The organism is Legionella bozemanae, from assembly GCF_900450575.1.
GTDB lineage: Bacteria > Pseudomonadota > Gammaproteobacteria > Legionellales > Legionellaceae > Legionella > Legionella bozemanae.
The window spans coordinates 1542719-1563873 of the sequence record NZ_UGGY01000001.1; the positions used below are offsets into that span (position 1 = coordinate 1542719).

Genomic DNA, 21155 nt, shown 5'->3' on the forward strand with positions numbered 1-21155 from the left:
ATCTGACGGGTACACTGCGGTCTGTGCTTCGTTTCTCCTCGCTCTCTTCTCGTCGCAGCGTGTTTGAAAAGAAATCTTGACTCATAACGAATAGGCAAAGGAAATGCTATGTTAACTCCAAAGGATGTTAAGACTGTTGAGGCAGCAAAGCAAATTATCGAGGAGCGTAATCTGGCCCATATCAAGGTTGGTTTATTTGATATGGATGGGGTGATGCTTGGAAAATATATGAGCCGTAATAAATTTTTCTCGGCTCTGGACAATGGTTTTTCTTTTTGTGATGTGATCTTGGGATGGGACTCCAAAGATAAACTGTATGATAATGGGAAATATACAGGTTGGCATACTGGTTACCCTGATACTTTAGTGCGCGTTCTTCCAGAAACGTGTCGTGATCTTGTTTTTGAAGAAAATCAACTGTTATTTATGGCTGAATTTGCTGGAGAGGCTGAAGCGTTATGTCCCAGGTCATTACTTCGTCGAGTTGTGCAAAAAGCTGATTCAATGGGATTTGATGTTTATGCCGCATTGGAATATGAGTTCTTTATGTTTGACGAGACTCCTGACAGTATACGTTCTAAAGGTTTTCGTGATTTAAAACCCATGACACCTGATTTTTTTGGTTATTCAATGATTCGCAATACAGTTCATGCGGACTTATATCATCAGATCCTCAATATGAGCGAGGTTATGGATTTTCCTATTGAAGGGTTGCATGCAGAAACAGGCCCGGGAGTAATTGAAGCAGCAATCGCTGTAGATAAAGCCATAGAAGCGGGCGATAAGGCCGCGTTATTTAAAACATTCATGAAGATCTTAGCGCAGCGCAACAAGATGATGGCAACATTTATGGCCAAATGGTCGCCGCATTATCCTGGCCAAAGTGGACATATTCATCTCTCCTTACGCTATAAAAATGATATGAGAAGCGCTTTTTATGACTCTTCAATGCAACATAATATGAGTGAAATTCAGCGGCATTTTGTGGCAGGTCAACAGAAACTCATGCCCGAGTTTTTGGCAATGGTCTCACCTACCGTGAACAGTTTCTCTCGCTTGATTCCAGGATTCTGGGCGCCAACTGATGCGACGTGGGGGGTAGAAAATCGTACTACGGCGCTACGTGTTATCCCGGGAAGTGATAAATCGCAGCGCGTTGAGTATCGTTTGGGATCCGCCGATTCGAATCCTTATTTGGCTTTGGCAGCAGCTTTAGGTTCTGGCCTTTATGGAATTGAACATAAACTGGAGCCATACCCGGAAATTAAAGGCAACTCCTACGCACAACCTCATGAAGAAGAGCTTGCATTGCCGCGTACCCTGTGGGAAGCAGCTACTCGCCTTAAGGAGTCAAAGGCTGCTCGTTCTTTATTTGGTGATCCATTTGTTGATCATTTTGCTGCTTCTCGTGAATGGGAAGAGCGAGAATTTCGCCGCCATATTACGGATTGGGAGTTGGATCGTTACTTTGAAATTATTTAACCGGATTTTCCAGATTATGAACGATACATTAAAGACCTATTCGCCTATAGATAATTCGCTTTATGTGGAGCGTGCTTTTGCCAATAACCATGAGACTCAAGGTGCATTGGATAAAGCAGTAGCTGCAAAAAAACAGTGGGCTATGACCACTATAACTGAGCGAGCGAATTATTGTACTGCAGCGGTAGATGTTCTGGTTGCCAATAAGGAGGAGATTGCCAGCGAACTTTGCTGGCAAATGGGAAGACCAATTCGTTATGCCGCCGGAGAAATTAACGGCCTTGAAGAACGGGCTCGTTATATGATTGCTGTCGCAAGTGCTGCACTTGCTCCGATCAGGCTACCTGAAAAACCGGGCTTTATTCGTTACATCAAACGTGAGCCATTAGGACTCACCTTAGTAATTGCTCCCTGGAATTATCCTTATCTCACTGCAGTGAATGCGATTATCCCAGCCCTCATGGCTGGAAATGTAGTATTGCTGAAACATTCAGCGCAAACACCACTTGTCGCGGAACGGTTCGCTCAGGCATTTAGGGAAGCAAACCTTCCACAAGGGGTTTTCCAGTATTTACATCTGACGCATTCTGATACGGAAGAAATCCTGGGTCACTCAGCAATAAATCATGTTGCTTTTACAGGTTCTGTTGCTGGTGGGGAAATGATTGAGCGAGTAACAGCTGGGCGTTTTTTGAATATAGGACTAGAGCTTGGAGGAAAAGATCCTGCTTATGTTCGTTTTGATGCAGATATTGATAACGCGGTTGATACGCTTATGGATGGAGCTTTCTTTAATTCAGGGCAATCCTGTTGCGGAATTGAGCGTATTTACGTACATAAGAATGTTTATAATCATTTTGTCAACAAGGCAGTTGCGTTTGTTAAACGCTATAAACTTGGACGTCCTGATGAACCGGAAACAACTTTAGGACCACTTGTTCGCCCATCTTCTGCTGAGTTTGTTCGTGTACAGATTCAAGAAGCCTTGGCTCAGGGTGCTGTAGCACATATCGACAGTCGAGATTTTGTCATGGATCAACCAGGGTCTGCCTATATGGCTCCCCAGATTTTAACGGAAGTAAACCATAAAATGCGGGTGATGACGGAAGAAACATTTGGGCCAGTGGTTGGTATCATGTCTGTTGACAGCGATGATGAAGCGATTGCATTAATGAATGACAGTAACTATGGATTAACTGCGGCTGTTTTTACCCAAAATATAGATCAAGGAATCGCTATTGGTGAGCAACTTCATACCGGAACATTTTTTATTAATCGTTGTGATTATCTCGATCCTGCCTTGGCTTGGACTGGCATTAAAAACTCTGGGCGTGGCTGTACACTCTCTTCTATAGGGTATGATGCACTGACCAGACCCAAATCTTTTCATGTAAAAATGATCGATTAAAAAGGAATTTACAAATGAGCACATTATCATTAACGGCCAATTGGAACTATCCCACCTCGATAAAGGTAGGGGCAGGGCGTGTTCGTGAACTTGTTGATGCCTGCCATACATTGGGAATGAAATCACCATTGTTAGTCACAGACAGTAACCTTGCAAAATTACCCATGATTGAATCTGCATTGAAGAATTGTTGTGATGCGGGTTTGCTTATTGCTTTATTTGCTGCTGTAAAAGCAAATCCAACGGGTGAAAATGTTATGGCAGGCGTAGATATTTACCGAAAAGGGCAACATGATGGAATCATTGCCATGGGCGGTGGTTCTGCTCTTGATGCAGGTAAGGCTATTGCATTGATGGTTGGACAAAATTGTTCCTTATGGGATTTTGAAGATATAGGAGATAATTGGCGGCGAGTGAATGGTGCTGGTATAGCTCCTGTTATCGCATTACCAAGTACCGCGGGTACTGGTTCAGAGGTGGGGCGCGCTTCGGTTATTACCGATATGCAACAACAGCGTAAAAAGATCATTTTTCACCCCAAAATGTTGCCTGCCATGGTTATTTTAGATCCAGAATTGACCGTTGCTTTACCTCCGAATATTACGGCAGCAACAGGTATGGATGCATTATCTCATTGTTTGGAAGCTTATTCTGCTCCCGGCTATCATCCTTTGGCGGAGGGAATTGCTCTTGAAGGGATACGTTTAATAAAAGAACATTTACCACGAGTAATGCAAAATGGAAATGATATAAACTCCAGAACACAAATGCTTGTCGCTTCTCTAATGGGAGCAACAGCTTTCCAGCGTGGTTTGGGTGCTATGCATGCACTTGCTCATCCCTTGGGAGCGATTTACGATGCCCATCATGGTCGATTAAATGCCATTTTAATGCCCTATGTATTGCAAGCCAATCGAGCTGAGATTGAACGTAAAATAATGCGATTGGCGGCCTATTTGGAGATTGACAACGGATTTGATGGATTTCTCAATTGGATACTCCAATTGCGTCGTGAATTAGGTATTGAACATCGTTTGAATGAAATTGGCATTGATGAGCAATATGTGACACGTATTGCACTAATGGCAACCGAGGATCCTTCAGCACAAAGCAATCCAATCCTTTTCAATCAGCAACAATATGGAAGTATTCTTATAGCTGCAATCCATGGGGATGATTTATATCATTCTAAGTGTGCGGGAATGAGACTGGTGGAAGCACCTTAAGGAACTCCATAGGGACCACCATGAAAATCGGAATATTACAATGTGATCAAGTAATGCCAGAATTAATTACTGTGCATGGCACTTATTCAGAGATGTATATCAAACTACTGCATCAGGTAGACCCCAATTTGATATTTACAGTCTATGATGCGTGTCATGGTGAACTGCCAGCTCATATTGATACCGAAGATGCTTATGTTATTACTGGGAGCCGCTATGGCGTTAATGATGGTTTTTCATGGATTACTGCACTTGAAGAATTGGTCCGATGTCTTCATGCAGGAAGAAAAAAAGTCGTAGGGATTTGTTTTGGTCATCAGCTTATTGCGAAGGCATTAGGAGGAACGGTGATTCAATCTCCCAAGGGTTGGGGGATAGGAATGTCGGTAAATAAAATTACTCAGCATAAATCTTGGATGGCTCCACCCCTTGGAGCGCTTAACCTAATCGTTAGCCATCAGGAGCAAGTTGTTGTTCTACCGCCAGAAGCAGAAGTGCTTGCTGCGAGTGATTTCTGTCCGTTTTATATGTTGCAAATTCGCGATAATCTGTTCACAGTACAAGGTCATCCTGAGTATAGTAAAAATTATGTCCAGGCACTGATTAAGATCCGTAAAAACAAGCTGGGTAAAGAGTTGGCCGATCAGGGATTAAAATCATTACAGCAACATTGTGATGATAGAGTATTTTCTAGCTGGATTGTTAATTTTTTGAGTTTTTAAAGTAAGAAAACATTATATGTTTCAACTTTTTTATTGAAATATCAACAGGTCATGGTTGAATTTAAATTTATTTGCTAGAATCTAAAGGGATTTAAAAAAAATATTAAACTTATAGGGAGAATAAAATGAATCGTTTCGCTTTAGTTGCAGCAACTGGTTTATTAGCATTAGCGTTAACTGCATGTGGTGAGCAAGGTAACAAACAACCAACTGCAGGAACAACGGAAACCACTACTACAACACAACCAGCACCAACTCAACCTGCTGGCGGAAATCAAACTCAAAATCAATAATATCTTTTAACCTGGGTGAAGGCTTAGGCTTGTAACCCAGGATAATCTCTACATATCCATATACTCATGAGCTCTTTTGATAAACTAATCAAAGAAATCTCCGCGATTCTAAAAAAGAAGAATTGGCAATTAGTCACGGCTGAATCATGTACTGGAGGACTCATTGCAAGTTATCTCACTGAAATTGCTGGAAGTTCAGTCTGGTTTGAGCGCGGATTTGTTACATACAGTAATCTAGCCAAAGAAGAGCAGCTCTCAGTGCCTAAACAATTAATTGAGAAATATGGTGCAGTCAGTGAATCTGTTGCACAGGCTATGGCAACTGGTGCTTTACAGCATAGCGCAGGACATGTTGCTGTATCCGTTACTGGTATTGCAGGCCCAGATGGAGGTAGCCTTGAAAAGCCAGTAGGGACTGTGTGTTTTGGTTGGGCGGCTAGAGACAGGGAGCCTAAAATACTAAGGAAACAGTTCACAGGAGACCGACAAGACATACGCTTGGCTGCATGCCAAGAAGCTTTATCAGGCATTCTTTCTTACATTAAAAATTGATGAATATTGTGTGTGATGTATAAAAAATAATTTAACAGTAACACCAAACCTGCGTATTTGAGCTATTTATTTTTGGAAAGATATCGCGTCTAAATCCTCTGCTACCGTTAACGCTCTTCGTTTAAATTCATGTTGCCCGCGATCTGTAAAGCTTATGCTCGATTCCTCTGGTGTAGGAAAAAAGAGATGCTTGGATGCATTAGAAATATTAATTACTACGCGTGCTGCATACAATGAAGTAGATAGTACATCAGAAAATGGTGATAGTTTTTCATTTTTACTTTGCATAAAATTTTCTATTTAAAATAAATTTTCCAATATTTTACCATATAGAATAAATTATAATCAATATCTGGTTGTGAAAGGGTATTTTTAGGGTGCAAAAAAACTCTTTTAAACTGGTGAATCAATTTGCTGCTTGTTCCTATCTGTGTGATAATTTTACCCTTGCATAACTCTAACTACCTGGAAAATATTATGGAAGAAAATAAACAAAAAGCATTATCAGCTGCCCTCTCGCAAATTGAACGTCAATTTGGTAAAGGATCAGTGATGCGTATGGGAGACAGCAATGTATCCCGAGATATAGAAGCCATTTCAACAGGATCTTTAGGATTGGATATCGCATTGGGAATTGGTGGTTTACCTAAAGGACGTATTGTGGAAATTTATGGTCCCGAATCTTCTGGTAAAACTACTTTGACCTTACAAGTCATTGCAGAATGTCAAAAAATGGGAGGTACTGCCGCATTTATTGATGCAGAACATGCTTTAGACCCTAGCTATGCACAAAAACTGGGTGTTAATGTGGACGAATTGTTGGTTTCTCAACCAGATACAGGGGAACAAGCTCTGGAGATTACCGATATGCTGGTTCGTTCAGCCGCTGTAGATGTAATTATTGTGGACTCTGTTGCTGCATTGACTCCTAAAGCAGAAATTGAAGGGGAAATGGGAGATTCCCATGTTGGCTTACAAGCTCGACTCATGTCACAAGCTTTACGTAAATTGACCGCCAATATTAAACGATCCAATACACTAGTCATTTTCATTAACCAAATTCGTATGAAAATTGGTGTGATGTTTGGTAGCCCTGAAACAACCACTGGTGGTAATGCATTGAAATTCTATGCTTCTGTGCGCTTGGATATCCGCCGCATTGGGTCAATTAAAAAGGGCGAAGAAATTTTAGGTAGTGAAACCCGCGTTAAAGTGGTTAAGAATAAAGTTGCTCCACCATTCAAGATGACTGAATTTGACATTCTTTATAATGAAGGTATTTCTCGTGAAAGTGAAATTATCAACTTGGGTGTCCAACTCAATTTGATTGAAAAATCTGGTGCTTGGTACAGTTATAAAGGAGAGAAAATTGGCCAAGGTAAGGATAATGTTCGTTTATACCTTAAGGAGAATCCTCAAGTTGCAACAGTTCTTGAGCAGCAAATTCGTGCTGAGCTCCTAGAGAAAAAACTACCTATGCTTGCATCAGCCAGTGCCGATGAATTCGAGACAATTGATGACTAAAGCATTTGATAGTGCTGTGCGCCTCCTATCCAGGCGCGAGCACAGCAGGGTAGAGCTTTATGATAAATTAAAACAAAAAGGATATAATCCAATAGAAATAAAAAATGCACTGGAGGAATGCCAACGTTTGGATTTACAAAATGATTATCGTTTTGTAGAAATATACAGTCGCTCACGCATTCGCCAGGGTTATGGGCCTTTGAAAATAAGTCAGGAATTGAGTAGTAAAGGAGTTGATAAGGAATTAATTCATCAGTTCTTGCAGCAGGAGGAAGATAATTGGTTGGCTTATGCTTTAGATGTTTGGCAGAAAAAAAGCAAAGGTCAATTTGATTTGTCTTTTGAGGAACTCCAAAAGCAACAGCGGTTTTTGCTGTATCGCGGATTTGGTATGGATACCATTGCCCAAGTAAAAAAAGAATTGGAAAAAATATAAATGCAATCGTAGCCTAGGTGATACGGAGTCGCACTGCCATTGAGTTTAGAAATTTGACTTTACTCCTACGTCCTGCGGCTTGTTCGCAGGATCCAGTGAATGGAGAGGGGGGCTTTGGATCCCGCGGACAAGCCGCAGGACGTAGAGCAAAGCATTCATCCCTTAACTCAATGGCAGTGCGGCTCCGCTTCGCTGCACCCAGGCTATAGTTAAAAATTAACTCAAACTGGTGTTGATTATAAATGAAAAGTTCTGAAATTAGACAAGCATTCTTTGATTATTTCACACAACGTGGTCATCAATTAGTGGAATCCAGCTCCTTAGTTCCTGCGAATGATCCTACTTTATTGTTTACTAATGCAGGTATGGTGCAGTTTAAGGATTTATTTTTAGGGCTTGAAACACGTACTTACCGACGGGCAGTTACTGCACAACGTTGTGTACGTGCAGGTGGTAAACACAATGACTTGGAGAATGTGGGTTATACAGCAAGACACCATACATTTTTTGAAATGTTGGGCAACTTTAGTTTCGGAGATTATTTCAAGCGAGAAGCAATAAAATTTGCTTGGGAATTTTTAACTCAAGTTCTGCATTTACCTGAAGAGCGTTTGTGGGTGACTGTTTATAAAGAAGATCAAGAAGCAGAAGATATCTGGTTAAAAGAAATGAAGGTTTCGGCCGCACGATTCTCGCGTTGTGGGGAAAAAGATAATTTTTGGTCCATGGGGGATACCGGTCCTTGTGGTCCTTGCACTGAAATCTTTTATGATCATGGCCCTGAAATTCCAGGTGGCCCTCCAGGAAGCCCTGATGAAGATGGGGATCGCTATATAGAAATTTGGAACCTGGTATTTATGCAATTTAATCGGGATAAAGATGGGAATTTGCATCCTTTACCTAAACCTTCTGTAGATACAGGGATGGGACTTGAGCGACTCGCTGCAGTAGTGCAGGGCGTGCACAGCAACTATGAAACAGATATTTTCCAGTATTTAATTCAATCTACAGCAAAACTTGGAAATATTGACAATTTAAATCATACTTCTTTAAAAGTAATTGCCGATCATATTCGTTCTTGTGCGTTTTTAATTGCCGATGGAGTGATTCCAGGCAATGAAGGGCGAGGATATGTATTAAGAAGAATTATAAGAAGAGCAGTACGGCATGGTAATAAGTTAGGCTTGCCCACTCCATTTTTTTCGCAATTGGTAGACCCCTTAATCAAAGTAATGGGTGATGCATATCCTGAATTGATACAATTTAAAGCGCATATAGAAAAAATTCTTAATCAAGAAGAAAATCAATTTGCTCGGACTCTTGATCAAGGTTTACGTCTCTTACAAGAACAAATGCATTCTCTTGGAGGCCATGAAATATCAGGAGAAATCGCATTTAAACTGTATGACACTTATGGCTTTCCGGTTGATTTGACTGCTGATATCGCGCGCGAGCAAGGGCTTTATGTAGATATGGATGGTTTTAATCAATTGATGCAACAGCAAAGAGAACAATCTCAAGCTGCCAGCCAGTTCAGTGTGGATTATAGTACGAGTGCTCAATTGGACTACCAATCTGATTTTCATGGCTATGAGAAAAAGGAAACAGAGGCAAAAATTATTGCCTTACTGCACGAAGGAAGTGAGGTGCAAACCTTAAGTCAAGGTACGAAAGGCGCTTTAGTTTTGGATCATACGCCTTTTTACGCAGAAAGTGGCGGTCAAGTAGGGGATAAGGGAATATTAACGAGTAGGGGCTTTCGTTTTCGTGTCGATGATACGCAAAAAAAAGGTCAAGCCATCGTGCATTATGGCGAAGTGGTGGAAGGTACTGCAACTTTAGATCAATTAGTTAAGGCACAAATAGATAATGAACGTCGAGAAGCGATTCGTTTAAATCATACGGCCACTCATTTATTACATGCTGCTTTAAAAAAGGTAGTTGGGCCACAAGTCCAGCAAAAAGGCTCGTTGGTTGATGCAGAACGTGCGCGCTTTGACTTTTCTCATTTTGAACCATTAACCGCAGAACAAATTAATGAAATTGAATCCTTGGTCAATGAGCAAATTCGCGCCAATCATGAAGTTGTAACTCGAGTTATGGATATTGATTCTGCTAAAAAAAGTGGTGCAGTAGCTCTTTTTGGAGAGAAATATACTAATAAAGTACGTGTATTATCCATGGGTGAATTTTCTAAAGAGCTTTGTGGTGGTACGCACGCGCGACGGACAGGTGATATTGGTCTATTTAAAATTATTGCTGAATACGGAATTGCCAGTGGCGTGAGACGTATCGAAATGGTAACAGGGCGTTATGCTTTAGCATGGGTGAATGAGCAACAATTTATGCTGAATGAATTAGCTTCTTTGTTAAAAACCACAACAAATAGTTTATTGGATAAAGTGGGGCAGCTTATTACTGAAAATAAAGGTTTGGAAAAGGAAATTGCCAAATTACAAAGTGAGAAAGCACAAAAATCAGGTGCTGATCTGGCCAATGAAGTGGAAAAAATTAACGGAGTCAGCTTACTTGTAAAACGATTGGAAGGTGTAGACAGCCAAACCATGCGCACTACTTTGGATCAGCTGAAATCCAGACTTGAATCAGCTGTGATTGTTTTATTTACCGTAGATCAAAATAAAATGAATGTAATTGCAGGTGTGAGTAAAAATATTTTAGGGAAAGTACCTACTGCCGCTGCTTTAGTAAGGCATCTCTGTGGAAAAGGTGGTGGTCGTGATGATATGGCCCAAGGGGGAGGCGTTGTCCCACCTGATTTGGAGAACAAGATAGAAGAAATTAGAGAAATGGTGCGTCATTCATAAAAAAGATGCAAGTAGCCTGTTTTCTCAGGCTACTTGAAAAGAACCAAACATAAGGAAATGACATGAGTTTTCTACAAGAGTTTAAGCAATTTGCTATCAAAGGAAATGTGATTGATCTGGCTGTTGCTGTAGTTATAGGCGCTGCATTTGGCAAAATTATCAGCTCCTTAGTCAGCGGCATTATCATGCCTTTAATTGGCTTGTTATTAGGTGGAATTAATATTGCCAATAGAGCGCTCACTGTAGGTGATGCGGTGGTAAAGTGGGGAGAGTTTCTCCAGGCAGTGATCGATTTTACGATTATTTCGTTTTCAATTTTTGTAGCAATTAAAGTGATTTCTTTTGTAAGAAAAGAAGAGGAAAAGAAAGAAACCCCAACAAGGGAAGAAACTTTATTAACTGAAATTCGGGATTTATTGAAGGAAAAAAAAGAGGCACAAAGCAAATAAAGTCTAAGATTTTTATACTTTCTAATTTGATGTAAAGTGGATACTCGTAGCTTAGGTGCTATGAAGCTCTGAGGCACACACTTAAAAGGTAGTTTATTGTTAAATAACGATTTTTATAACCCCCTCCTACGTACTGCGCTTTATGCGCGATACTTTGGGTACCCATGAAGTTTCTTTTTAAAGCAGATCTATGGATGGCGCCCATAAAGTGCAGTATGTAAGTCGTTGCAGCTTCACCCCGTGAAAATTTTCATCGTTTTCTGATCCAGCATCCGCAAACCCTAAGTATTTGTAAATCTGCTATAATTTTAAATAGGAACCCTCATTAATAAGGATAATTAATTATGGCTGGGCTACTGAATTTAATCGCTGTAATTGTTATTTTCGGGGTGGTGTTGTGGTTAATCGATACTTTTATTCCTATGCCACCATCAATTAAAAGTCTGTTAAATGTGCTAGTACTCATCATTCTAGTGATCTATATTTTACAATTTTTTGGTTTGATAAAAACGATTTTACCAATGATTAAGATATTAAAATAAAATCAATCAAATACTTGTGTGTATTTATGAAGTAATCAATAGGAGCTCAAATTTTGCCCATTTTTTTATAAAGAAAGAATGGCAATCGAGTAATTATTGCCATAATCATTTTCCAGAAAGAGGGAAAATAGAACATTCTTTTTCTATGTCTTAGTGCATTCCAGCAGGCTTTTGCACAGGTATCTGGGGGGGCTGCATAAAAAATACCAGGCAACCCATAAGTTTGCCTGGTGTCAATAAAACCCAAGCGGGCAATGGTAATGTGTTGATTAGAGCTGGCAACCTGTTGTAGACCCTGTAGGTAAATTTCAATGCTTGCTTTGCTGGCTCCATAAAGACTGTTTTTGGAGCGTCCTCGGCATGCAGCAACCGAACTTAGGAACAGTAAATTATATTCTTTTTGTTGGCGATTTAAGTAAGCGTGGATCAATAAAGTAGTTGTCAAAATATTCAGTTTGATAAGATGAGAGATTGTGTCATCATTCAAATGATCGTTATCGGTAAAGTCACTGTGTGCCATAAACAAATCAAGTTCGCCATCTTTTGTTTTAAGCGTTGAAACTAAAGTATCAACTTGCTCAATGAGATCCAAAACAAGTACATCACAACGGGTTTGATACCTCAGTTTGATATCATTTGCGATTAGATTGAGTTGCGTTTGCTGGCGCCCTACTAAAAGCAATTGATGTCCTGATTGGGCAGCAATATGTGCAAATTTTTCTGCGATGATGGAGGTGGCGCCGATTATGACCCATGTTCTTTGTGTCATTTTTTTAGCCCTAAGCGTTGTGCCAGATCAGAATGCATGGTGCATCCATGTTGCTTGAGAGTTTGAGAAAATTGTTCATGCTTTTCATACATCTGGTGAAATTGTTCTTCATTCAAAAGTAAATCCTTTGCCAAATAAACCCGACCATTGAGTTCAGTGATTAATTGATTCATGGCTGATATTGCCTGTTTCGCTTGTGGATTATTAATAAAATCAACTGCTAAGGTAAATCCTGGTTTACAAAAGGAGAGTAAACCTTCCCCTGATTGGGTAAATAACTTGAGTACAGCAAGAGTCGGTGTTGCTTTATGAGCTCGCATCAGCTGTACTAACTGTTCCAAAGTGTCTGGAGCATGATCTTCATTGAATACTGCCTGGAATTGAATTAATCCTTTAGGGCCATAAAGTCTATTCCAATGCATGAGTTTATCGAGAGGATTGTTGAATTGTTCCAGTGTGAGTTGTTCATATTCTTTTTTGCTATTAAAAAAATACTGATTAAATAATTTCATATTCCATGATTTGATTAAAGAAAAGGGAATATTAGGTATTGTATGGATTTTTGTTCTTTTAGTGGCGAAAGGCTCACAGTAATCCGCTACTGAAAGAATGGCACGTAAAGCAGGATTGAGCAGATCAAGCCAAGCCACTTGATAATCATGGTGAATACCCATGGTTTTCATATATTCAGTGAGTGTTTGAAATGATTCGAATTGCTGATGTTTTGCTTGTACAAAACGTGGTGCTTTTTTAAGGCGAAGTGCGACACGAGTGATAACACCAGTAAGGCCTAAACCTGCAATTGTGGCATAAAATAAATCACTGTTTTCATTAGGGCTGCAATGAAATTTTTTACTTCCAATCAGTAAATCAAATCCAACGAGGTGGTGGCCAAAACTACCTGCCTGGTGATTGTTTTTTCCATGGACATCGTGAGCAATTCCGCCAGCAACTGTAATGTGGATAGTGCCTGGGAGAACAGGGGGAATGAAATCAGGGTGCACTAAGAATAAATCTTTAAGTGATACTCCGCCCTGACAGAGTACAATACCGGTTTCATGATCAAAATTAATAAAATGATTCAGACGTTCACTGTCGATAATAAACCCATCAGTATTAAAACAACTGTCGTTATAGCATAATCCTGAACCACGCATGAGTATGTTTTGCTGAGGATTACGGGCAAGATAATCAGTAAGTTGCTCTTCATTCTCTGGACGTAGACAGGAAGACTGACTGGCTCGTGCACGGCTAAAATTAGTGAGTGTTCTTATTTTGCTGCGCATTGCAATGCCATTTAATTATTTTGAATAACTAAGACTATAATTCATTTAAGAGCATAATTAAAAGGAATTATAATGAAAAATTTTTTAATCTTTTTGGGTTTTCTTTTTTCATTTTCAGTTTTTGCAGCAGATATTCCTGAGGATGCCTTGGGCGCACAAAAATACGATAGAACTCAGTGTTTTCATAATACAACTCAAGATTGTATTAATTCACAATGTCTGAACTCAGATCAAATTGATTGCCAGGATAATTGTCGAAAAATGGCGCAAGCAAAATGTCAGCAACAAATTAATGAATAAATTGAGTTAGCATTTTTTTATTAATTTGGATGTATTGTCAAATGATTGGCATACGATTTTTTGACTGTCAAACCAGCACATCACTTTTTCCCATTTATAAATCGAGAGATATATTAGAGATTATGTAATAAGCACATTTTTATAAATGGCATATAGTTTGCATAAGCCTATTCAATAGAAAAATCATGATGCTTACTTGAATGGAATAAGTGAATAAAATTAGTATGGATTGCTTATATGGCTGATAAAAACGTTTTATCACAAGAAGAAATAGATGCGCTGCTAAAAACAGTTGATGAATCTCCTGAAGAAGGACACCAAGCAACAGCGGATCAAACAGCACCTAGAGAAAAAGCGGACCATAAAAAAGCAAAAGGCAGTAAAAAGGAAGTATCTAAAGCTGTATTTGAGCCCTTTGAACTCCAGCAAGATGGTGATGTAAAAACACTTAACTTTACTGCTCAGGAACGTATTGTCAAAGGCAAGCTGCCTGTATTAGATAGAATTTATGATCGTGCTGTGCGTTTATTTGCATCGGATATCTATAATGTAACCGCCAAGGATTTTGAGATTAAACAAGACCCGTTGCTTATTATAAAGCATCGTGATTTTATGGAGAGTTTACCTAATCCAAGTTTAATGAGTATCTTTAAATTTAAACCATTACGAGGTAAAGGCATTATTCTTTTTGATAGTACTTTTGTCTATGATCTCGTCGACTATTATTTTGGCGGCAGCTCTCAATTTTTTGCTCAAAAAGATAGAACCGATTTTACTGCGACTGAGCTGCGTGTTATGGATGTGATCACGAAAAAGCTTATTGCCAATCTTACTCAAGCGTGGAAGCCAATTATTCAGCTCGATATCAGCAAATTTAATGATGAAACGAACCCACAATTAGTCAATATAGCAGAACCTGGAGAAATGCTGCTCGTTGCGCGCTTTTCAATGGATTTTGGTAAAGAAATCGGTACTTTCTATTTTATTTTACCTTATTCCATGGTTGAACCCATCAAAGAGCAACTGGAACTTGGCGCTTCGCGTCCAGATGATGAAATTGATCCGAACTGGGTTAAATCATTAAAAGAAGAGTTAATGGAAGTTGAATTAAATGTGAGTTCTGTAATGGCTGAAACAAAAAGTACTTTGGGTGCAGTAATGTCATGGCAAGTAGGTGATTTTATACCTATGGAAATGAAAGAAATAGTTACTTTAGATATTGAAGGGACGCCAGGTTTTACAGCAACTCAAGGAACTGCAAATGACAAGCGCGCTGTAAAAATAATTAAAAATATTAGTTACTAGGAGATGAGGAATGTCTCAAGATGCAATTGAACAACCTAAACCATCAAATACTCTTCCCCAGGAAGCAGACAGTGAAAAAATGGATTTGATTTTGGATATCCCTGTTTCAGTGACTGTAGAAATTGGGCGCACCAAAATGACCATTCGTAATTTACTCCAATTAAACCAAGGAGGAATTGTTGCCCTCGATTGTTTGGCAGGCGATCCACTTGACGTTTTAGTCAATGGGACTTTAGTTGCTCATGGGGAAGTGGTTGTAGTTAATGATAAGTTTGGTGTGCGCTTGACTGATATCGTCAGCAAAGCAGAACGGATTAAGCGGTTAAGATAATGCAAAGTGTGCTCAATCATGGAGAACTCATGCGTATTGTCATGGGCTTATTGTTGGTTTTATTGCTTATCATTGCATTGTCTTGGATAGTGAAACAGTTACATGGAATGCAAATAGGTTCGGCAAAAGGATTTCAATCCATAGCGAGTATGATTTTAGGACCAAAGGAAAAAATTACTTTGTTAAAAGTGGGCGCTCGTTATTTATTAATTGGCTCAGGTTCTGGACAGATTACGCTGCTCTATGATTTTGGTGAGCAATTGCCGACTGGCTTTGACTCTATAAATAAAACTTCCTTTGCCGATCTGCTTAAATCAGTTGCGAAATCATAAGATGAAGATAATGAATTTATATGTAGGAAAATGGTTATCATCTATATGGGAGTTGTTACCCTCGCGGCGGGGATCTAACTCGAATCGGACACTGATGCCAATTCAGAAACGGATTCTCGTTTGCACGGGAATGACAAAGTTCCTTGGCTTAAAGACAGTGGAAGAGAGACGCACCAAATCATGGGTTACATTTCGTTTCACCAAGGCTACTTTGCTCCTCATTTTATTTTGTTTCGTGCCACTGGCTTTACACGCAGCACCTTTATCATTACCTGCGTTAACAGTACAACCTGGCGCGAATGGGGAACAAACTTATAGTGTTAATCTACAAATTTTGATTTTTATGACTTTGTTAACTGTTTTGCCAGGGATGTTGATGGCAATGACAGCTTTTACGCGAATAATTATTGTGCTTTCAATATTACGCCAAGCCATAGGAATGGCACAAACTCCTACGAATCAAATCCTAATTGGTATTGCTTTGTTTATGACTTATTTTGTGATGTCTCCTGTCTTTAACAAAATTAATGAAACTGCAGTGCAACCTTATCTCGCAGAGACTATAAAATTTCCTCAAGCTTTGGCAAATGCACAAGTACCTTTACGTCAATTTATGTTAAATCAAACACGTAAAAATGATTTATCCTTATTTGAAAAATTTGCTCAAACCAATCCTGCGACTCTTAATGACGTACCAATGAGTGTGGTAATTCCTGCATTTATTACCAGTGAACTAAAAACAGCTTTTCAGATAGGCTTTATTTTGTTTTTACCTTTTTTAATTATTGATATGGTGGTATCGAGTGTGCTGATGGCTATGGGGATGATGATGCTATCACCTTTGATTATTTCATTACCCTTTAAGATCATGCTCTTTGTGATGGTCGATGGCTGGACACTTGTTTTGGGATCACTTGCGTCAAGTTTTGCTATGAGTTAAAGGTCGTATTTCATCAATGCTACGAATTTATAGGGAAATAATATGACTCCAGAGTCAGTGGTTTCTATATTCAGTGAAGGAGTATATTTGATGCTGTTGCTTATCAGTGTACTCATTCTTCCTGGTTTGATTATTGGTGTGATTGTTTCCATGTTTCAAGCGGCAACCCAAATTAATGAAACGAGTCTAAGTTTTATACCCAAATTATTTATTACTTTTTTGATGCTTGTATTTGCAGGCCCCTGGTTACTTAAGATCATAGTGAATTACACAGATTCTTTAATTACCAATATTCCTTATTTAATAGGTTAGCTCAAGATGAAACTGGATTATCCAACAATAATACGTATGATAAGCCAGGTCATTTGGCCAATGGGGCGTATTGGCGGTTTATTGCTTACCCTACCTGTTTTTTCATCTGTTTTATTACCCCATCGTATTAAAATTATTTTACTTTTTGTTTTAAGTTGTGTCTGTGCCTTTATGGTTCCTAAGGAGCTTTCATTTCTGAATTTCAATGGGCTTTTTTTGGCATATATCATCCAAGAATTACTCTTTGGTTTATTAATGGGTTTTGTTTTGCAGCTTGTTTTTCAGGTTTTTGTTTTGGGGGGACAAATTATTGCGATGCAAGCCGGTCTTGGTTTTGCAGTGATGGTGGATCCTGCAAGCCGAGCCAGTGTTCCACTGGTCAGCCAACTTTATTCAATCATGATGACGCTAATATTTTTGGCACTTAATGGACATTTAACTGTTTTTGAAACGCTATTGGATAGTTTCAGAATAATGCCTGTAGGACAGCTTTCTGTGACTCAATCTATGGTCTGGAATGTTATTTTATTTTCGGGATGGATGTTCAAGCAAGCGGTATTGATTTCAATCCCGGCTTTATTGTCTTTGCTTATTGTGAGTCTTGCGTTCGGAATTATGTCCCGGGCAGCGCCACAATTAAATATTTTTTCGTTGGGATTCCCTATTACGTTAATTATGGGGATGGTTGTAATTAAGGTGGGTTTGCCTAGTGTTGCGATACAAATGGCAGAGCTTATCAAAGAGGGAATGCGTTTTATGACAGGAATGTTGCACTGATGGCTGAGCAAGAAAATTCACAAGAAAAAACGGAACAGCCCTCGGCCAAACGACTTAAAGAGGCTCGTAAAAAAGGTCAGGTTGCACGCTCAAGGGATTTCAATACTACAGTAACGCTACTTTTTACTGCATTGGGATTTCTTATTTTTGGCAAGCAATTAGCCAATCAGCTTGCAGCCATGATGCATCATGCTTTTGAATTTGATACTCGAGTTATCATTACTCCCAAAGTAAGTGTTGAGCATTTATTTTTTTTAGTGAAAATGGGGTTTTGGTCCTTAGTGCCTTTATTAGTAGTTATTTTTCTCATTACTTTGACAGCTCCTTTGCTTATGGGAGGATGGGTTTTTAGTAGTCAAGTTTTACAGCCTAAATTTTCGCGACTTAATTTGTTTCAGGGATTGAAACGAATGATTTCGTTGAAAGGTTTTGTCGAAATGTTCAAATCATTTTTTAAATTTCTTATCGTAGCAGTGGCCGCTATAGTGGTCCTTAAATCACAAATTCCCGTATTACTCAGTTTAGCCCATGCACCTATTGAAACAGCAATTGGCAGCGGTAGTCTGATTGTGGTGAAGTGCTTTGTGCTGATTTCTGCCAGTTTGATTTTGATTGCTGCTTTTGATGTTCCTTTTCAATTGTATGAGCATCAAAAAAGTATGAAAATGACGATGCAAGAACTAAGGGATGAATACAAAGAGCTAGAAGGTAAACCCGAAATAAAAAGTGCTATTCGTCGTGCTCAGCAAGAGATTTCGCGACGGCGTATGATGAATGAAATATCCAAAGCAAACGTGGTGTTAACTAATCCTACTCATTATGCTGTAGCAATCAGTTATAAGGAGAAGAGTCATAAAGCGCCCATAGTAGTTGCAAAAGGTAAGGATTTGATTGCTTTCCAAATTAGCAAAGTTGCAACATCGCATCAAATTCCTATTATCTCAGTACCCCCTTTGGCGCGCGCTCTTTATTTTTCTACCAAATTAAATGCAGAAATACCAAGAGGCCTTTATATCGCTGTAGCCCAGGTTTTAGCTTATGTGTTTCAACTGCGCGATAAAGAACGTTATGACTATAAACCCGTTGTATTACAGAATGTCCCTATCCCGGAAGAGTTAGTACGAGAAGCAGAGGAGGATACTAATGAATAAAGCATTGCATTATGTACAATATTGGATGCGTCAAGGTTTAGGAACACCTCTGGTGCTAATCCTCATGCTCGGCATGATGATGTTGCCTCTGCCTCCATTTTTATTAGATGTTCTTTTTACTTTTAATATTGCTTTATCGCTTGTAGTTTTGTTAGCAGTGATTTACAGCGAAAGGCCTTTAGATTTTGCTGTATTCCCAACAGTTATATTACTTGCAACTTTATTACGTTTGACATTAAACGTTGCTTCAACTCGTGTTGTTTTATTAAATGGTTATAAAGGTACTGATGCTGCAGGACATGTGATCCAGGCATTTGGCGAAGTAGTAATTGGTGGAAACTATGCAGTGGGTTTGGTTGTTTTTATTATTTTAGTAGTCATAAATTTTGTTGTAGTAACTAAGGGTGCTGGGCGTGTATCTGAAGTAAGCGCAAGGTTCACTTTGGATTCTCTACCTGGAAAACAAATGGCGATCGATGCCGATCTGAACGCAGGTTTAATTAATCAGGAGCAGGCGATAAAGCGTCGATTAGAGGTGGCACAGGAAGCAGATTTTTATGGTTCAATGGATGGTGCGAGTAAATTTGTTCGAGGTGATGCAATTGCTGGAATTTTGATTTTGGCGGTTAACATTATTGGTGGATTGATTATTGGGGTTTTTCAGCATGGAATGAGTTTTTCTGATGCATTACATAATTATATTTTGTTAACTATTGGTGATGGTTTGGTAGCGCAAGTGCCTTCTTTAGTTTTATCAACTGCCGCTGCTATCATTGTGACTCGAGTTTCCAGCGCGCAAAATATGGGACATGCAGTTATTTCCCAATTATTTGCTAATCCGCGTTCATTAATTATTGCGTCAGCTATCATGGGATTGATTGGTATTATTCCTGGAATGCCCCATATTGCATTTATTTTACTTTCTGCAGGTTTGGGAGGAATTGCTTATTTGTTTCTTCAACAAAATAAAGAAAAAAGTAAGGAACAACTCAATGAAGCAAACGAATCCCTTGCTATTCAAAATCCAAATATTTCTACAGAATTATCATGGGATGATGTAAATCCAGTTGATGTGATTAGCCTTGAGGTAGGGTATCGCCTGATTCCTTTAGTGGATCAGGCGCAAGGCGGTGTTTTGCTCTCTCGTATTAAAGGGGTACGCAAGAAAATATCACAAGAACTGGGCTTTTTAATTCCATCTGTACACGTGCGTGATAATTTGGATTTAAAACCTAACCATTATCGTATCAGTTTGGCAGGAGTAGTGATGGGGGAGGCAGCAATTCATCTTGATCGCTGTCTGGCAATAAATCCTGGGCAGATTTTTGGTGAAATAGAGGGAGTGAAAACACATGATCCAGCTTTTGGTATGGAGGCAGTTTGGATCAACGAAAGTCAAAGAGAGCAAGCGCATACTTTGGGATACACCGTGGTTGATGCTTCTACTGTTGTTGCCACGCATTTAAGCCAAATATTAGAACAAAACAGCCAGCAATTGTTAGGTTATGAAGAAACGCAACAGCTTTTAGACAAACTTGCATTAAGTTCACCCAAATTAGTAAAAGAATTAGTACCTGACGGTCTTTCATTAGGAATGGTTAGCAAAGTGTTACAAGGCTTATTGGCGGAGCATATTCCTTTAACGGATATTCGTACTATAGTCGAAACTTTGGCGGAGCTAGCGCCAAAATCCAAAGATACAGAATATTTAATCAGTCAGGTTCGTATCGCTTTATCTCGATTAATTACTCAAAAAATCAGTGGAGTTCATGAGGAATTGCCAATTATTACGTTAAAACCCGAATTGGAACAATTATTGCAAAACATTATTCAGAGTAGCGGGTCCGGGGGCGTAAACTTTGAGCCAGGAATGGCGGATAAAATACAACATTCTTTGACACAATTAGCAATGCAACAGCAGGCGAAACAGGAGAGTTCCGTGTTGGTAGTACAGCCGGGAATACGCGCAGTGTTGGCACGATTTGTGCGTAATATATCTCATGACTTTCATGTTTTGTCTTATCAGGAGATTCCTGATAATAAGCAGATAAGAATAGTAGGTACAGTAGGATAGAAGTAACTGAGGGTATCACAGTGGATTTAGCAAGCTAGGTGTGAATGTAGAGCCTAGAGCTAAACTTCTCAGTTTTCCTGCAAGCAAGCTACAATTTCTATAAAGAGGCATTGCGTGAA

At 39.3% G+C, this 21155-nt stretch carries 23 protein-coding genes; 20 read left to right on the forward strand and 3 right to left on the reverse strand.

Going from position 1 to position 21155, the window contains the following annotated elements:
- Window positions 1-108: 108 nt before the first annotated feature.
- From DY223_RS06585 to DY223_RS06605, 6 genes are all read left to right on the forward strand, one after another.
- A complete protein-coding gene (locus DY223_RS06585; protein ID WP_058459174.1) occupies window positions 109-1482 on the forward strand; it encodes a glutamine synthetase family protein in 1374 nt (457 codons plus the stop codon).
- A gap of 16 nt (window positions 1483-1498) precedes the next feature.
- Window positions 1499-2890: an aldehyde dehydrogenase family protein gene (locus tag DY223_RS06590; protein WP_058459364.1), complete on the forward strand. Its 1392-nt coding sequence runs from the start codon at window positions 1499-1501 to the stop codon at window positions 2888-2890.
- Window positions 2891-2904: 14 nt separating this feature from the next.
- Window positions 2905-4116, forward strand: coding sequence for an iron-containing alcohol dehydrogenase (locus DY223_RS06595; RefSeq protein ID WP_058459175.1), 1212 nt, complete (start codon window positions 2905-2907; stop codon window positions 4114-4116).
- Window positions 4117-4136: 20 nt separating this feature from the next.
- Window positions 4137-4838 (forward strand): glutamine amidotransferase-related protein, encoded by a 702-nt coding sequence (locus DY223_RS06600; protein ID WP_058459176.1) that lies wholly within the window; start codon window positions 4137-4139, stop codon window positions 4836-4838.
- 125 nt (window positions 4839-4963) lie between these two features.
- A complete protein-coding gene (locus tag DY223_RS19230) occupies window positions 4964-5131 on the forward strand; it encodes a hypothetical protein (RefSeq protein ID WP_165482527.1) in 168 nt (55 codons plus the stop codon).
- Window positions 5132-5197: 66 nt separating this feature from the next.
- Entirely contained in the window at window positions 5198-5683 is a 486-nt protein-coding gene (locus tag DY223_RS06605; RefSeq protein ID WP_058459177.1) for a CinA family protein, read from the forward strand.
- Between the two features lie 66 nt (window positions 5684-5749).
- Here DY223_RS06605 and DY223_RS06610 read toward each other — a convergent pair whose 3' ends face one another.
- Window positions 5750-5971 carry a hypothetical protein gene (locus tag DY223_RS06610; RefSeq protein WP_058459178.1) on the reverse strand — a complete coding sequence of 74 codons (222 nt, stop codon included), beginning with the start codon at window positions 5969-5971 and terminating at the stop codon, window positions 5750-5752.
- Between the two features lie 189 nt (window positions 5972-6160).
- Here DY223_RS06610 and recA point away from each other — a divergent pair, with 189 nt between their 5' ends.
- The 5 genes from recA (at window position 6161) to DY223_RS06635 (ending at window position 11459) form a co-directional block, all read left to right on the forward strand.
- Window positions 6161-7207 (forward strand): recombinase RecA, encoded by a 1047-nt coding sequence (gene recA / locus DY223_RS06615; RefSeq protein WP_058459179.1) that lies wholly within the window; start codon window positions 6161-6163, stop codon window positions 7205-7207.
- Entirely contained in the window at window positions 7200-7643 is a 444-nt protein-coding gene (gene recX / locus DY223_RS06620) for a recombination regulator RecX (protein ID WP_058459180.1), read from the forward strand. The genes recA and recX overlap by 8 nt, the downstream gene beginning before the upstream one ends.
- A gap of 242 nt (window positions 7644-7885) precedes the next feature.
- Entirely contained in the window at window positions 7886-10468 is a 2583-nt protein-coding gene (gene alaS / locus DY223_RS06625; RefSeq protein ID WP_058459181.1) for an alanine--tRNA ligase, read from the forward strand.
- Window positions 10469-10530: 62 nt separating this feature from the next.
- Entirely contained in the window at window positions 10531-10917 is a 387-nt protein-coding gene (mscL, locus tag DY223_RS06630) for a large-conductance mechanosensitive channel protein MscL (protein ID WP_058459182.1), read from the forward strand.
- Window positions 10918-11261: 344 nt separating this feature from the next.
- Entirely contained in the window at window positions 11262-11459 is a 198-nt protein-coding gene (locus DY223_RS06635) for a Thivi_2564 family membrane protein (protein WP_058459183.1), read from the forward strand.
- A gap of 46 nt (window positions 11460-11505) precedes the next feature.
- Here the strand turns inward: DY223_RS06635 and DY223_RS06640 are convergent, their stop codons facing one another.
- Together DY223_RS06640 and DY223_RS06645 are read right to left on the reverse strand one after the other, a co-directional pair.
- The gene (locus tag DY223_RS06640; protein ID WP_058459184.1) at window positions 11506-12228 is read right to left on the reverse strand and encodes an SDR family NAD(P)-dependent oxidoreductase; all 723 of its coding nucleotides are present in this window, start codon (window positions 12226-12228) and stop codon (window positions 11506-11508) included.
- A complete protein-coding gene (locus DY223_RS06645) occupies window positions 12225-13514 on the reverse strand; it encodes an FAD-binding oxidoreductase (protein ID WP_058459185.1) in 1290 nt (429 codons plus the stop codon). Before DY223_RS06645 ends, DY223_RS06640 begins: the two co-directional genes overlap by 4 nt.
- A gap of 72 nt (window positions 13515-13586) precedes the next feature.
- Here DY223_RS06645 and DY223_RS06650 point away from each other — a divergent pair, with 72 nt between their 5' ends.
- The 9 genes from DY223_RS06650 to flhA all read left to right on the forward strand — a co-directional run bounded on the left by DY223_RS06650 (window position 13587) and on the right by flhA (window position 21036).
- A complete protein-coding gene (locus DY223_RS06650; protein WP_058459186.1) occupies window positions 13587-13814 on the forward strand; it encodes a hypothetical protein in 228 nt (75 codons plus the stop codon).
- A gap of 237 nt (window positions 13815-14051) precedes the next feature.
- Complete coding sequence (gene fliM, locus DY223_RS06655; RefSeq protein ID WP_058459187.1) at window positions 14052-15119, forward strand: flagellar motor switch protein FliM; 1068 nt, start codon at window positions 14052-14054, stop codon at window positions 15117-15119.
- Window positions 15120-15129: 10 nt separating this feature from the next.
- Window positions 15130-15450 (forward strand): flagellar motor switch protein FliN, encoded by a 321-nt coding sequence (fliN, locus tag DY223_RS06660; RefSeq protein ID WP_082642436.1) that lies wholly within the window; start codon window positions 15130-15132, stop codon window positions 15448-15450.
- Window positions 15450-15782 (forward strand): flagellar biosynthetic protein FliO, encoded by a 333-nt coding sequence (fliO, locus tag DY223_RS06665; RefSeq protein WP_058459188.1) that lies wholly within the window; start codon window positions 15450-15452, stop codon window positions 15780-15782. Before fliN ends, fliO begins: the two co-directional genes overlap by 1 nt.
- A gap of 130 nt (window positions 15783-15912) precedes the next feature.
- On the forward strand, window positions 15913-16722 hold the full coding sequence (gene fliP / locus DY223_RS06670) for a flagellar type III secretion system pore protein FliP (RefSeq protein WP_235810501.1): 810 nt from the start codon (window positions 15913-15915) through the stop codon (window positions 16720-16722).
- Window positions 16723-16764: 42 nt separating this feature from the next.
- Window positions 16765-17034, forward strand: a complete 270-nt coding sequence (fliQ, locus tag DY223_RS06675) for a flagellar biosynthesis protein FliQ (RefSeq protein WP_058459189.1) — start codon at window positions 16765-16767, stop codon at window positions 17032-17034.
- Window positions 17035-17040: 6 nt separating this feature from the next.
- Window positions 17041-17811: a flagellar biosynthetic protein FliR gene (gene fliR / locus DY223_RS06680; RefSeq protein WP_058459190.1), complete on the forward strand. Its 771-nt coding sequence runs from the start codon at window positions 17041-17043 to the stop codon at window positions 17809-17811.
- On the forward strand, window positions 17811-18962 hold the full coding sequence (gene flhB, locus DY223_RS06685) for a flagellar biosynthesis protein FlhB (protein WP_058459191.1): 1152 nt from the start codon (window positions 17811-17813) through the stop codon (window positions 18960-18962). Before fliR ends, flhB begins: the two co-directional genes overlap by 1 nt.
- A complete protein-coding gene (flhA, locus tag DY223_RS06690) occupies window positions 18955-21036 on the forward strand; it encodes a flagellar biosynthesis protein FlhA (RefSeq protein ID WP_058459192.1) in 2082 nt (693 codons plus the stop codon). The genes flhB and flhA overlap by 8 nt, the downstream gene beginning before the upstream one ends.
- Window positions 21037-21155: the final 119 nt, after the last annotated feature.